The organism is Streptomyces sp. NPDC034103 (genome assembly GCF_055575395.1).
Genome location: NZ_JBVISS010000018.1, coordinates 181,226 through 193,491, shown reverse-complemented (window position 1 = coordinate 193,491; position 12,266 = coordinate 181,226). Strand labels below are relative to the sequence as shown.

Genomic DNA, 12,266 nt, shown 5'->3' with positions numbered 1-12,266 from the left:
AACGGCCCCATGCCCATGGTCACGGGTGTGGTGCGGCTGAAACAGTTTCATAGTGTTTCGGTGGCCATAGCGTGAGGGAAACGCCCGGTTACATTTCGAACCCGGAAGCTAAGCCTCACAGCGCCGATGGTACTGCAGGGGGGACCCTGTGGGAGAGTAGGACGCCGCCGAACAATCTTTGGAAGGACCCCTGGTCCCAGCGTTCAGCTGGGGCCAGGGGTCTTTTTGTTTTTACAATGCTTGTGTACCGACGACAGGAGTCACCCATGTCCACCAACTCTCCCGACGACCGACCGGAGCGCGACCAGCGGCGACGGGACAGTGGTGACCGCAACGACCGCGGTGACCGGGGCGGATACCGCGGTGGCGACCGGGGCGACCGCGGTGGCTTCCGTCGCGACAACGACCGCGGCAACGACCGGGGCACCGACCGCAGCAATGATCGTGGTGGTGACCGGGGCGGCTACGTTCGCCGCGACGACAACCGCGCCGGCGGCGGCGGTGGCTACGGCCGTCGTGACGACCGCCCCAGCGGTCCGCGTCGGGACGACGACCGTGGCCCTCGCCCGGCCTTCCGTCGGGACGACAACCGCGCTGGCGACAACCGTGGCGGCGACAACCGTGGTGGCGGTGGCTACGGCCGACGCGACGACCGCCGCGATGACCGGCGCGAAGGAGACCGTGGGCCGCGCCCTGCGTTCCGTCGTGACGACCGTCCCAGCAGCGGACCTCGTCGTGACGACCGTCCCAGCGGACCCCGTCGTGACGACCGCGACCGTGGCTTCCGCCGTGACGGTGACCGACCTGCCTTCCGTCGTGACGACCGTCCGAGTGGTCCGCGTCGGGACGACGACCGTGGCCCCCGCCCGGCCTTCCGCCGGGACGACAACCGCGCCGGCGGCGGCGCCGGCTACGGCCGCCGTGACGACCGCCGGAGCGATGACCGCCGCGACAACGACCGCGGGGACCGTGGTGGCTTCCGGCGCGACGACAATCGTGGCGGTGGCGGCGGTGGGTACCAGCGTCGTGACGACAACCGTGGTGGCGGTGGCTACGAGCGTCGCGATGACAACCGCACCGGCGGTGGCTACGAGCGTCGCGACAGCGGTGGCTTCGGCCGCCGTGACGACCGCGACCGCGGCGGCTTCCGGGGCGATGACCGCGGCTACCGGCGGGACGACCGAGGTGACCGCCGCGACAACGACCGCGGGGACCGTGGTGGCTTCCGGCGCGACGACAATCGCGGTGGCGGTGGCGGTGGCGGTGGGTACCAGCGTCGTGACGACAACCGTGGTGGCGGTGGCTACGAGCGTCGCGATGACAACCGCACCGGCGGCGGTTACGAGCGCCGTGACGACCGCCCCAGCGGTCCGCGTCGGGACGACGACCGTGGCGCTCGCCCGGCCTTCCGCCGGGACGACAGCCGCAGTGACCGTGGCGGCGACCGCGGTGGCGACCGCGGTGGCTTCCGTGGCCGTGACGACCGAGGCGGCAGCCGTGGGCCCCGTCGCGACGACCGACGCGACGACCGAGGTGGCCGTCCCGGAGGGTTCCGTGGCCGCGACGACCGGCGTGACGACAGCCGTGGCGGCTTCGACCGCCGTGACGACCGACGCGGTGACAGCCGTTTCCGTGACGACAGGGACCGCGAGCCGATCAAGCGGCTGCCGATCCCCGAGGACGTCACGGGTGACGAGATCGACAAGGACGTCAAGCAGGAGCTCCAGAGCCTGCCCAAGACGCTCGCGGAGGACGTCGCCAAGAACCTGGTGATGGTCGCCCGGCTCATCGACGAGGACCCCGAGGGCGCGTACGCCTACTCCAAGATCGCTCTGCGGCTGGCGTCGCGCGTCGCCGCCGTACGGGAGGCCGCCGGATTCGCGGCGTACGCGAACCAGAAGTACTCCGAGGCGCTCGCCGAGTTCCGGGCCGCGCGGCGGATGACCGGTGGCGTGGAGCTGTGGCCGCTCATGGCCGACTGCGAGCGTGGGCTCGGGCGGCCGGAGAAGGCGCTGGACATGGCCGGGGCGCCCGAGGCGAACAAGCTGGACAAGGCCGGTCAGGTCGAGATGCGGCTCGTCGCGGCCGGTGCCCGGCGTGACATGGGGCAGTTGGAGGCGGCCATCGTCACGCTCCAGAGCCCCGAGCTGGCCTCCAACTCCGTGCAGCCGTGGACCGCGCGACTGCGTTACGCGTACGCCGACGCGCTGCTGGCCGCCGGGCGTGAGGGCGAGGCCCGGGAGTGGTTCGCGAAGGCCGTGGAGTCCGACAAGGACGGCAGCACGGACGCCTCGGACCGGCTCGCCGAGATGGACGGTGTCGAGTTCGTCGACGCGCTCGGTGCTGAGGACGGCGACGTCGAGGTCGTGAGCGTCTCCGAGGAAGCCGACGAGGACCAGGGCGAGGAAACGGACGAGGACGACGAGGGCGACGAGGGCGACGAGAGCGACAAGGACTGACGGTCGTCAGTGACGAGGGCGGGATCCCGGTGACGGGGTCCCGCCCTTTTTTCGTACCCGGGTCACAGGTCGAGGGCGCGCAGCACCAGGCCCGATGCCGGCTTCGGGCCGAACGACGTGGACTTGCGGGGCATCGTGACGCCCTGGCGGGCCAGGTCGCGGACGACCTCCTCGCGGACGGGGTGCATCAGGACGGCCGTACCGCCGTCGCGTTCGGCCTTGTGGACCGTGGCGGCGGTGTCGTGGATGTAGGCGATGCGCGTCGGGTCGTCCTCGGGGACGCGCCAGACGTGGTCGAGGAGGGTGGCGTGCAGGACCGTCGCGTCCAGGGTGCGCCAGGCGGCCGGGCGGTCCGCGGGGATGGTCCGGGCGAGGAGGTCCGGGTCGGGGCGGTCCAGGAGGTGGTAGGCGCCGTCTCCGGCGAGGAGGAAGGCGTTGCCCGCGCAGGCCGCGTCGGTGAGGGTGTCCAGGGCCTCGGGCAGGGGGACGTCCAGGCGCCGTGTGCGGAACAGGCCCTCCAGTGACGCGAGGGCCTGGGCCACCGGCAGGCCGTGCAGCAGGCGGTGGATGGCGCGGACGCGGAGGGGATAGCGGGCCGTGTCGACGAGGAGGACCAGGCCGTAGTCCCAGGGGCTCGGTGAGGGGTGCTCCGCGCGGAGGCGTCGGTAGGTCGCCCATCGGTGGTGGCCGTCGGCGATGAGGGCCTGGTGGCGGGCCAGGTCGGACTGGATCGCGGTGAGGTCGGCGGGGTCGGTGATCGACCAGAGGCGGTGGCTGTAGCCGTCCTCGGTGGTGGTGGCGAGGAGCGGCTCCTGCTCGGCCGTACGTTCGATGACTGCTGTGGTGTCGGATGCCGAGCCGTTGCCGCGGTAGGTCAGCAGCAGGGGTTCCAGGTTCGCGGAGGTGGCGCGCATGAGGGCCGCTCGGTCGGCGATCACGTGCGGCATGACGTCCTCGTGCGGCAGGACCACGCCCTCGGCGGGGTCCGACAGCCGCAGGGTGCCGATGACTCCGCGCTGGAGCATGCCGTCGCCGGCCCGTTGTTCGTAGACGTACAGGCAGGGGTCGGGGTCGGCGGTCAGGACGCCTTCGGCGATCCAGTGGCGCAGGGTGTCGGCCGCCTGTCCGTTGCGGGCGTTGGGGGAGGCGGCCTGGGGCAGGATCAGCCGGACGATGTTGTGCGGGTCCGCGGACTGGAGGTGGACGACACCGTCGGGGCGTACGACGACGTCGTACGGCGGGGATGTCACGGCCGCGAGGCTGCCGACCCGGTCGGGGTCGTAGCGAAGGCCGCGGAACGGGGTGAGTTCCAGGCCTCGGGGCGCCATTGCTTCCGGGTGACCTGCGCTGTTCATCCCGGCATCGTACGTGTGTCAGTGGCGTGAGGGATGATCGGGGGAAAGCCGTCGAGTGAGGAGCGATGCGGAATGAGCCAGAGCGTCAGGACGAGGCCCGAGGGCAGTGGCCGGGTACTGAGCGAGGCGTACGACACCGCGCTGCTCGACCTCGACGGGGTGGTGTACGCGGGCGGCGACGCGATCGTGCACGCCGTCGAGTCGCTGGCCACCGCTCGGGCGGGCGGGATGCATCTCGCGTACGTCACCAACAACGCGCTGCGGACGCCGGATGCCGTGGCCGAGCACCTGACCGAGCTCGGGATACCGGCCGAGGCCGGTGATGTCATCACGTCCGCGCAGGCCGTGGCCCGGCTCATCAGCGAGCAAGTACCGGCGGGGGCGCGGGTGTTGGTGATCGGCGGTGAGGGGCTGCGGGTCGCGTTGCGGGAGCGGGGGCTGGAGCCCGTGGAGTCCGCCGATGACGATCCGGCCGCCGTGGTGCAGGGGTTCGGGGGGCCCGATCTGCCGTGGGGGCGGTTCGCGGAGGCCTCGTACGCCGTCGCGCGCGGGGTGCCGTGGTTCGCGTCCAACACCGACCTGACGATTCCGAGCGGGCGGGGGATCGCGCCGGGCAACGGGGCGGCGGTGGAGGTCGTGCGGATCGCGACCGGTGCCGAGCCGCAGGTCGCGGGCAAGCCGCTGCCTCCCATGCACCGGGAGACGATCCTGCGGACCGGCGCCGAGCGGCCGTTGGTGGTCGGGGACCGGCTGGACACGGACATCGAGGGGGCGTTCAACGGCGAGGTGGACTCGCTGCTGGTGCTGACCGGCGTGACCGACGGCGCCCAGTTGCTGGCCGCGCCCCCGCAGCACCGACCGACGTACGTGGACGCCGACTTGCGCGGCATGCTCACCGGGCAGCCCGAGGTCACCGAGGCGGACGGCGGGTTCCGGTGCGGTGGCTGGACGGCGAGGGCCGGGGCGGAGCGGCTCGAACTGGACGGTGACGGGGAGGCGTTGGACGGGTTGCGGGCGCTGTGCGCGGTGGCCTGGACGGCGGCCGGCGAGGGAACGTGCGAGCTGGACGGAGGGAAGGCCCTCGCGCGGCTGGGTCTGTGAGGCGCCCCCGGAGGGGCCGTCTGTGCACTCGCGCGACGGGATCGTGGCCGGATCGCAGGGTAGGCTAACCTAACTGCGTGTTGGTCGACAGTCCTCCCGAACAGCGCGCGGAGACCGCCCCCGCGCCCCCGAACCGTCGGGCGATACGTGCCCTTGGGTTGCTCGTGTCCGTCGCGATCCTGGTGCTCGTCGCCTTGGCGAGTATCGCGATCGGGGCGAAAGAGCTGTCCCTGGGGCAGGTGTGGCACGGTCTGTTCGAGGACTCGGGGACGTACGCCGACGTCGTCGTCGACGACCGGGTGTGGCGGACGCTGCTCGGCCTGCTGGCCGGGGCCGCGCTCGGGCTGTCCGGAGCCGTCCTCCAGGCGCTCACCCGTAACCCGCTGGCCGACCCCGGGCTGCTCGGCATCAACGCGGGGGCGTCCGCGGCGGTCGTCACCGCCATGACGTACTTCGGGGTCACGAGCCTGACCGGCTACGTCTGGTTCGCGTTCCTCGGCGCGGCGGCGGTCGGGGCGCTGGTGTGGTTCCTCGGCGGCAGCCGCGGGGCGACCCCGGTACGGCTCGCGCTCGCCGGCACCGCGATCAGCGCCGCGCTCTACGGCTACCTCCAGGCCGTGATGATCACGAACGAGGCCGCGCTCGGCAAGATGCGCTTCTGGACGGTGGGTTCGCTGTCCTCGGCGAGCGAGTCGACCATCCTCCAGGTGCTGCCGTTCCTCGCGGCCGGCACGCTCCTCGCGCTGGCGCTCGCCCGGCCGCTGAACGCCATGGAGATGGGCGACGACACCGCCAAGGCCCTCGGCGCCCACCTCAACCGCACCCGGGCGCTGTCGATGCTCGCCGCCACCGTGCTGTGCGGTGCCGCGACCGCCGCGTGCGGACCGATCGTGTTCGTCGGCCTGATGGTGCCGCACGTCGTGCGCTCCTTCACCGGGCCCGACCTGCGCTGGATCATGCCGTACGCGACCGTCCTGTCACCCGTGCTGCTGCTCGGCGCCGATGTCATCGGGCGGATCGTCGCCCGCCCCTCGGAGCTCCAGGTCGGCATCGTCACCGCGATCCTTGGCGGCCCGGTCTTCATCTTTCTCGTACGACGGCGGAGGACCGCGCAGCTGTGAAGACCAACCGAGCCATCAGGACACCGGGCGGCCTCTCGGTCCGTCTCGACGTCCGGGCCCTGATCGTCGTACTCCTGCTGCTGGCCGTGGCGCTCGCCGCGAGCGTGGTGCTGATCGGGACCGGGGACTTCCCCATCCCCGCCGGCGACGTCCTCAAGACGCTGCTCGGCAACGGCAACGCGGGCCAGGAGTTCATCGTCAACGAGCTGCGGCTGCCGCGGGTCCTCGTCGGGCTGCTGGTCGGGGCCTCGCTGGGGCTCGGCGGGGCGCTGTTCCAGGCCGTGTCCCGCAACCCGCTGGGCAGTCCCGACATCCTCGGCCTCGGGCAGGGGGCGACGGCCGGGGCGCTGGTGATGATCGTGCTGTTCTCCGGGAGCGCGGCCGAGGTCACCGTCGGGGCGCTGGTAGGCGGCCTGGTGGCCGGGCTCTCCATCTATCTGCTCGCGTGGAAGCAGGGCGTGCACGGCTACCGGCTGGTCCTGGTCGGTATCGGTGTGTCCGCGATCCTCACGGCGGTCAACGGCTATCTGCTCACCGTCTCCGACATCGTCGACGCGGCCCGCGCGATGGTGTGGATGACCGGGTCCCTCTCCGGCCGTGACTGGGAGCAGGTGTGGCCGCTGCTGGGGCTGTGCGCCGTCCTCGTCCCGCTGGTCCTCTGCAACGCGCGCGGGCTGCGGATGATGGAGATGGGCGACGACGTCTCCCACGCCCTCGGGGTGCGGGTCGAACGGGTGCGGGCGCTGCTGATGGTCGCCGCCGTCCTGCTCACCGCGACCGCGACCGCCGCCGCCGGCCCGGTCAGCTTCGTGGCGCTCACCGCGCCGCAGCTCGCCCGGCGGCTGACCCGCTCGCCCGGCCCCAACCTGCTGCCCTCGCTGTGCATGGGCGCGGCCCTGCTGGTCGGCGCCGACTGGGTCTCGCAGAAGGTCTTCGGCGCCGACCAGATGCCGGTGGGCGTGGTCACCGGTGTGCTCGGCGGGGTCTATCTGCTGTGGCTGCTGGTCACCGAACGGAAGGCGGGCCGGATATGAGTGCCCGCACCCCTCAGGACCCGCGCGGTTCGCAGAACGAGAACATCCCAAGGAGCACCGTGAACCGCCTCTCCGCCGAGAACGTCACCCTCGCCTACGACCAGCGCGTCATCGCCGAGCAACTGTCGGTGGAGATCCCCGACAACTCCTTCACGGTGATCGTCGGCCCGAACGCGTGCGGCAAGTCCACGCTGCTGCGGGCGCTGTCGCGGATGCTGAGGCCGAACCAGGGGCGGGTCCTGCTCGACGGGCAGGTCATCCAGTCGATGCCCGCGAAGAAGGTCGCGCGGACGCTGGGTCTGCTGCCGCAGTCGTCCATCGCGCCCGACGGGATCACCGTCGCCGACCTGGTGGGCCGCGGCCGCTACCCGCACCAGGGGATCCTGCGCCAGTGGTCGACCGAGGACGAGCGGATCGTCCAGGAGTCGATGGCCCAGACCGGTGTCGCGGACCTCGCGGACCGGTACGTCGACGAGCTGTCCGGCGGTCAGCGCCAGCGCGTGTGGATCGCGATGGCGCTGGCCCAGCAGACGCCGCTGCTGCTGCTCGACGAGCCGACCACCTATCTCGACATCCAGCACCAGATCGACGTCCTCGACCTGTGCGCCGAACTGCACGAGGAGCAGGGGCGCACGCTGGTCGCCGTTCTGCACGACCTCAACCACGCGGCGCGGTACGCCACGCACCTGATCGCCCTCAAGGGCGGCAGCGTGATCGCGGAGGGCGCGCCGAAGGACATCGTCACGGCCGAGCTGGTCGAGGAGGTCTTCGGACTGCGCTGCCAGGTCATCGACGACCCCGAGACGGGCACGCCGCTGGTGGTGCCGGCGGCGCGCAAGGCACGCGCGCGTGAGGAGGCGCGGGTGGGGGCGGCCAGGGAAGCCTCCTGAGCTACAGGAGTTTCCTGAGGTGGAAGAGGTCGCGCAGACCGGCCTCCAGCTTCACCCGGCCCGAGCCCCAGGCCTTGGCGAAGTTCAGCTCGCCGGCGACCAGGGCCACCAGGTCGTCGCTCTTCATGGTCAGCCGGATCTGGGCCTTGTCCTTCACCGAGCCCCGGACGGTGTCCTGGACGACGATCCGGCCGCCCGTCATCCGGCCCACGAAGGTGATGTCGAGGTCGGTGATCCGGCAGCTGACCGAGCGGTCCAGGGCGGCCGCGGCGGCGGCGTCCCCTTCGGCGCGCTGCATGGTGTGCGAGAGCTTCTCGAGTGCGGCGCGGCACTCTTCGATCGTGGCCATCGCGAGCGACGGTACACCGGCCGTTCGGGGTAGCGTCGGGGCATGAGCGAGACAGTGCCGGAGACCGGGGCCCCGGCGGACACCGCGGTCGCACCCGAGTACGACCCCGCCGCCCCCGCCCCGCTGGACGTGCCCCGCACCCCCACCGGGAACGCCGAGATCGACGCCCAGCTGGAGCGGCTCGGCGATGCCGACCACCTCGCCACCGACGGACACGTCGAGGTGTACGAGGATGTACACCGGGGGCTGCGTGACGCGCTCACCGCGCTCGACGCCCGCCCGGGACCTCCGGCGCCCCTATCGACGTACGCCTCTAGGAGCTGAACCGAACGTGGCAGGAGTGGCACGCCGCCGTCTCGACGCCGAGCTGGTCCGTCGGAAGCTGGCGCGCTCGCGCGAGCATGCCAGCCAGCTGATCGCCGCCGGCCGGGTCACCGTCGGCAAGACCGTCGCGACCAAGCCCGCCACCCAGGTGGAGACCGCGGCGGCGATCGTCGTCTCGGACGACGACGGCGATCCCGACTACGTCTCGCGGGGCGGCCACAAGCTCGCCGGCGCGCTGGCCGCGTTCGTGCCGCGGGGACTGGTCGTCGAGGGGCGGCGGGCGCTGGACGCGGGCGCGTCCACCGGTGGGTTCACGGATGTGCTGCTGCGGTCGGGGGCCGCGCACGTCGTCGCCGTCGACGTCGGGTACGGGCAACTCGCGTGGACTCTTCAGAGCGATGAACGGGTCACCGTCAAGGACCGTACGAACGTACGCGAGTTGACGCTTGAAGCGATCGATGGGAAGCCCGTGGATCTTGTAGTGGGGGATCTGTCCTTCATTCCGCTCGGGCTGGTGCTGCCCGCCCTGGTGCGGTGCGTGAAGCCGGACGCCGACCTGGTGATGATGGTCAAGCCGCAGTTCGAGGTGGGGAAGGAACGGCTGGGCAGCGGGGGTGTCGTACGCAGTCCGCAGCTGCGGGCGGAGGCCGTGCGCGGTGTGGCCGAGAAGGCGGCGGAACTGGGGCTCGGGGTGAACGGGGTCACGGCAAGTCCGTTGCCCGGGCCCTCGGGCAATGTCGAATACTTCCTGTGGCTGCGTGCCGGGGCGCCCGCCCTGGACCCGGCCGACGTTGACCGTGCGGTGGCGGAGGGGCCTCGTTGACACAGAACCGAGCTCGTACTGTTTTCCTGCTCGCCCACACCGGGCGGCCTGCGGCCATCCGCAGTGCCGAGCTGGTCGTGAAGGGGCTGCTGCGTGAGGGCATCGGCGTGCGGGTCCTGGCGTACGAGGCCGCCGATCTGCCGTTGCCGGAGGAGGTGCAGCTCGTCAAGGAGGCGACTCCGCAGTGCCTGGACGGGTGCGAGCTGCTGATCGTGCTCGGCGGGGACGGGACGCTGCTGCGCGGCGCCGAGTTCGCCCGGGCCTCCGGGGTGCCGATGCTGGGCGTCAACCTCGGACGCGTCGGGTTCCTCGCCGAGGCCGAGCGGGACGACCTCGACAAGGTCGTCGACCGGGTCGTGACCAAGTCGTACGAGGTCGAGGAGCGGATGACCGTTGATGTGGTGGTCCACAGCAACGGGGACATCGTGCACACCGACTGGGCGCTGAACGAGGCGGCGGTGCAGAAGGCCGGCGCGGAGAAGCTGCTGGAAGTGGTGCTGGAGATCGACGGGCGGCCGGTCACCGGGTTCGGCTGCGACGGCATCGTGCTGTCCACGCCGACCGGGTCCACCGCCTATGCCTTCTCCGCCGGCGGGCCTGTGGTGTGGCCCGAGGTCGAGGCGCTGCTGATGGTGCCGATCTCCGCGCATGCGCTGTTCGCGAAGCCGCTGGTGACCTCGCCGGATTCGGTGCTCGCCGTGGAGGTTCTGCCGCACATTCCGCCGGGGGTGCTGTGGTGTGACGGGCGGCGGACCGTGGAGCTGCCCGCCGGGGCCAGGGTCGAGGTGCGGCGAGGGGCCGTGCCGGTGCGGCTGGCCCGGCTGCATCACGCGTCCTTCACCGACCGGCTGGTGGCGAAGTTCGCGCTGCCGGTGTCCGGGTGGCGAGGGGCGCCGCACTAGGGCTCGGGTGTTCGAGGTGCGCCGACGGGTACGGGTGGATCGTGGTCGCCGGCGCCCCTTCGGGCTGCTTCCCTCGCCCGGGTGACAGGGTGCCTCGCACTTGTCCCGCCCTACCTCGTAAGGTCTTCACCGTGCTGGAAGAGATGCGGATACGGTCCCTCGGAGTCATCGATGACGCCGTCGTCGAGCTGTCGCCCGGGTTCACCGCTGTCACGGGTGAGACGGGCGCGGGCAAGACCATGGTGGTCACCAGCCTGGGGCTGCTGCTCGGTGGGCGGGCGGACGCGGCGCTCGTGCGGATCGGGGCCGAGAAGGCGGTCGTGGAGGGGCGGATCAGCGTCCCCGCGGGCGCCTCGGCGATCGTGCGGGCCGAGGAGGCCGGGGCCGAGCTCGACGACGGGGCGCTGCTCATCAGCCGTACCGTTTCGGCCGAGGGGCGGTCCAGGGCGCATCTGGGCGGGCGCAGTGTGCCGGTCGGGCTGCTCGCCGAGCTGGCCGACGAGCTGGTGGCCGTGCACGGCCAGACCGACCAGCAGGGCCTGCTGAAACTGTCCCGGCAGCGGCAGGCGCTCGACCGGTACGCCGGGGACGCCGTCGCCGTGCCACTGGCCAAGTACACCGAGGCCTACCGACGGCTGCGGGCCGTCTCCGCCGAGCTCGACGAGATCACCACACGCGCGCGTGAACGGGCCCAGGAGGCCGACATGCTGCGCTACGGCCTCGACGAGATCGCCGGCGTCGAACCGCGCCCGGGCGAGGACGTCGAGCTCGCCGAGGAGGCCGAGCGGCTCGGGCACGCGGAGGCGCTGTCCTCCGCCGCCACGGCCGGACACGCGGCCCTCGCCGGCAACCCCGAGGACCCGGAGGGCATCGACGCCGCCACGCTCGTCGCGGGCGCGCAGCGGGCCCTGGACGCCGTACGGTCGCACGACCCGGCGCTGGCCGCGCTCGCCGACCGGATCGGGGAGATCGGGATCCTGCTGGGCGATGTGGCGGGGGAGCTGGCGGGCTACGCCGACGATCTCGACGCGGACCCCTTGCGGCTGGCGGCCGTCGAGGAGCGGCGGGCGGCACTGACCGCGCTCACCCGGAAGTACGGCGAGGACGTCGCCGCCGTGCTGGCCTGGGCCGAGCAGGGGGCCGCGCGGCTGACCGAGCTGGACGGCGACGATGAACGGATCGACGAGCTGACCGCCGAACGGGACGCGCTGCGCACCGAACTGGGCGGGCTGGCGCAGGCGTTGACCGACGCCCGCGCGGAGGCCGCCTCGCGGTTCGCCGCCGCGGTCACCGCGGAGTTGGCCTCGCTCGCGATGCCGCACGCACGCGTGTCCTTCGACATCCGGCAGAGCGAGGACCCGGAGGGCGTCGAGGTCGGCGGCCGGGCCGTGGCGTACGGGCCGTCCGGGGTCGACGAGGTCGAACTGCTGCTCGCCCCGCACCCCGGGGCCCCGCCGCGGCCCATCGCCAAGGGGGCCTCCGGTGGTGAGCTCTCGCGCGTGATGCTGGCCGTCGAGGTGGTGTTCGCGGGGACCGACCCCGTGCCCACCTACCTCTTCGACGAGGTCGACGCGGGTGTCGGTGGCAAGGCGGCGGTCGAGATCGGGCGGCGGCTCGCGAAGCTGGCGAAGTCGGCGCAGGTCGTGGTCGTCACGCATCTGCCGCAGGTGGCCGCCTTCGCCGACCGGCAGCTGCTGGTCGAGAAGACCAACGACGGGTCCGTCACCCGTTCCGGGGTGAAGGTGCTCGAAGGCGAGGAGCGGGTACGGGAGTTGTCCCGGATGCTCGCCGGGCAGGAGGACTCCGAGACGGCCCGCGCACACGCGGAGGAACTGCTGGAGGCGGCTCGGGCGGACGCGTAGGGGGTGTCGAGGCGCGGGCGGGGCCCCGGGGGCGCGGTGCCTGGAG

General features: G+C 72.3%; 12 protein-coding genes and 1 rRNA gene. 11 read left to right on the top strand and 2 right to left on the bottom strand.

Annotation, left to right across the window (positions count from 1 at the left end):
* Positions 1–56 precede the first annotated feature (56 nt).
* The 3 genes from rrf to ACZ56U_RS34475 all read left to right on the top strand — a co-directional run bounded on the left by rrf (position 57) and on the right by ACZ56U_RS34475 (position 2,459).
* Positions 57–173, top strand: a 5S ribosomal RNA gene (gene rrf, locus ACZ56U_RS34485).
* Positions 174–324: 151 nt separating this feature from the next.
* Positions 325–1,773 carry a hypothetical protein gene (locus tag ACZ56U_RS34480; RefSeq protein ID WP_469087865.1) on the top strand — a complete coding sequence of 483 codons (1,449 nt, stop codon included), beginning with the start codon at positions 325–327 and terminating at the stop codon, positions 1,771–1,773.
* Positions 1,665–2,459, top strand: a complete 795-nt coding sequence (locus ACZ56U_RS34475) for a tetratricopeptide repeat protein (RefSeq protein WP_469087864.1) — start codon at positions 1,665–1,667, stop codon at positions 2,457–2,459. Before ACZ56U_RS34480 ends, ACZ56U_RS34475 begins: the two co-directional genes overlap by 109 nt.
* A gap of 62 nt (positions 2,460–2,521) precedes the next feature.
* On the opposite strand, the gene ACZ56U_RS34470 is transcribed toward ACZ56U_RS34475, so the two are convergent.
* Positions 2,522–3,814 carry a DUF1015 family protein gene (locus ACZ56U_RS34470; protein ID WP_469087856.1) on the bottom strand — a complete coding sequence of 431 codons (1,293 nt, stop codon included), beginning with the start codon at positions 3,812–3,814 and terminating at the stop codon, positions 2,522–2,524.
* A 72-nt stretch (positions 3,815–3,886) separates the two neighbouring features.
* On the opposite strand from ACZ56U_RS34470, the gene ACZ56U_RS34465 reads away from it, so the two are divergent.
* The 4 genes from ACZ56U_RS34465 to ACZ56U_RS34450 all read left to right on the top strand — a co-directional run bounded on the left by ACZ56U_RS34465 (position 3,887) and on the right by ACZ56U_RS34450 (position 7,960).
* Positions 3,887–4,915, top strand: a complete 1,029-nt coding sequence (locus ACZ56U_RS34465) for an HAD hydrolase-like protein (RefSeq protein ID WP_469087855.1) — start codon at positions 3,887–3,889, stop codon at positions 4,913–4,915.
* 77 nt (positions 4,916–4,992) lie between these two features.
* A complete protein-coding gene (locus tag ACZ56U_RS34460; protein ID WP_469087854.1) occupies positions 4,993–6,036 on the top strand; it encodes a FecCD family ABC transporter permease in 1,044 nt (347 codons plus the stop codon).
* The gene (locus ACZ56U_RS34455; protein ID WP_469087853.1) at positions 6,033–7,070 is read left to right on the top strand and encodes a FecCD family ABC transporter permease; all 1,038 of its coding nucleotides are present in this window, start codon (positions 6,033–6,035) and stop codon (positions 7,068–7,070) included. The genes ACZ56U_RS34460 and ACZ56U_RS34455 overlap by 4 nt, the downstream gene beginning before the upstream one ends.
* Positions 7,067–7,960 carry an ABC transporter ATP-binding protein gene (locus ACZ56U_RS34450; protein WP_469087852.1) on the top strand — a complete coding sequence of 298 codons (894 nt, stop codon included), beginning with the start codon at positions 7,067–7,069 and terminating at the stop codon, positions 7,958–7,960. The genes ACZ56U_RS34455 and ACZ56U_RS34450 overlap by 4 nt, the downstream gene beginning before the upstream one ends.
* Before the next feature lies 1 nt (position 7,961).
* Here ACZ56U_RS34450 and ACZ56U_RS34445 read toward each other — a convergent pair whose 3' ends face one another.
* A complete protein-coding gene (locus tag ACZ56U_RS34445) occupies positions 7,962–8,309 on the bottom strand; it encodes an SCP2 sterol-binding domain-containing protein (RefSeq protein ID WP_469087851.1) in 348 nt (115 codons plus the stop codon).
* A 42-nt stretch (positions 8,310–8,351) separates the two neighbouring features.
* Between ACZ56U_RS34445 and ACZ56U_RS34440 the strand changes: the two genes are divergently transcribed.
* From ACZ56U_RS34440 to recN, 4 genes are all read left to right on the top strand, one after another.
* Positions 8,352–8,633, top strand: a complete 282-nt coding sequence (locus ACZ56U_RS34440) for a hypothetical protein (RefSeq protein ID WP_469087850.1) — start codon at positions 8,352–8,354, stop codon at positions 8,631–8,633.
* Positions 8,634–8,640: 7 nt separating this feature from the next.
* Complete coding sequence (locus ACZ56U_RS34435) at positions 8,641–9,456, top strand: TlyA family RNA methyltransferase (protein WP_469087849.1); 816 nt, start codon at positions 8,641–8,643, stop codon at positions 9,454–9,456.
* Positions 9,453–10,358, top strand: coding sequence for an NAD kinase (locus ACZ56U_RS34430; RefSeq protein ID WP_391240663.1), 906 nt, complete (start codon positions 9,453–9,455; stop codon positions 10,356–10,358). The genes ACZ56U_RS34435 and ACZ56U_RS34430 overlap by 4 nt, the downstream gene beginning before the upstream one ends.
* A 143-nt stretch (positions 10,359–10,501) precedes the next feature.
* Entirely contained in the window at positions 10,502–12,220 is a 1,719-nt protein-coding gene (gene recN, locus ACZ56U_RS34425; RefSeq protein ID WP_469087863.1) for a DNA repair protein RecN, read from the top strand.
* Positions 12,221–12,266 lie beyond the last annotated feature (46 nt).

Bases quoted from the DNA above. Each gene is read 5' to 3' on its own strand.
- recN (WP_469087863.1), top strand. From the start codon at position 10,502: ATGCGGATACGGTCCCTCGGAGTCATCGATGACGCCGTCGTCGAGCTG.
- ACZ56U_RS34470 (WP_469087856.1), bottom strand. From the start codon at position 3,814: ATGAACAGCGCAGGTCACCCGGAAGCAATGGCGCCCCGAGGCCTGGAA.
- ACZ56U_RS34465 (WP_469087855.1), top strand. From the start codon at position 3,887: ATGAGCCAGAGCGTCAGGACGAGGCCCGAGGGCAGTGGCCGGGTACTG.
- ACZ56U_RS34445 (WP_469087851.1), bottom strand. From the start codon at position 8,309: ATGGCCACGATCGAAGAGTGCCGCGCCGCACTCGAGAAGCTCTCGCAC.
- ACZ56U_RS34440 (WP_469087850.1), top strand. From the start codon at position 8,352: ATGAGCGAGACAGTGCCGGAGACCGGGGCCCCGGCGGACACCGCGGTC.
- ACZ56U_RS34450 (WP_469087852.1), top strand. From the start codon at position 7,067: ATGAGTGCCCGCACCCCTCAGGACCCGCGCGGTTCGCAGAACGAGAAC.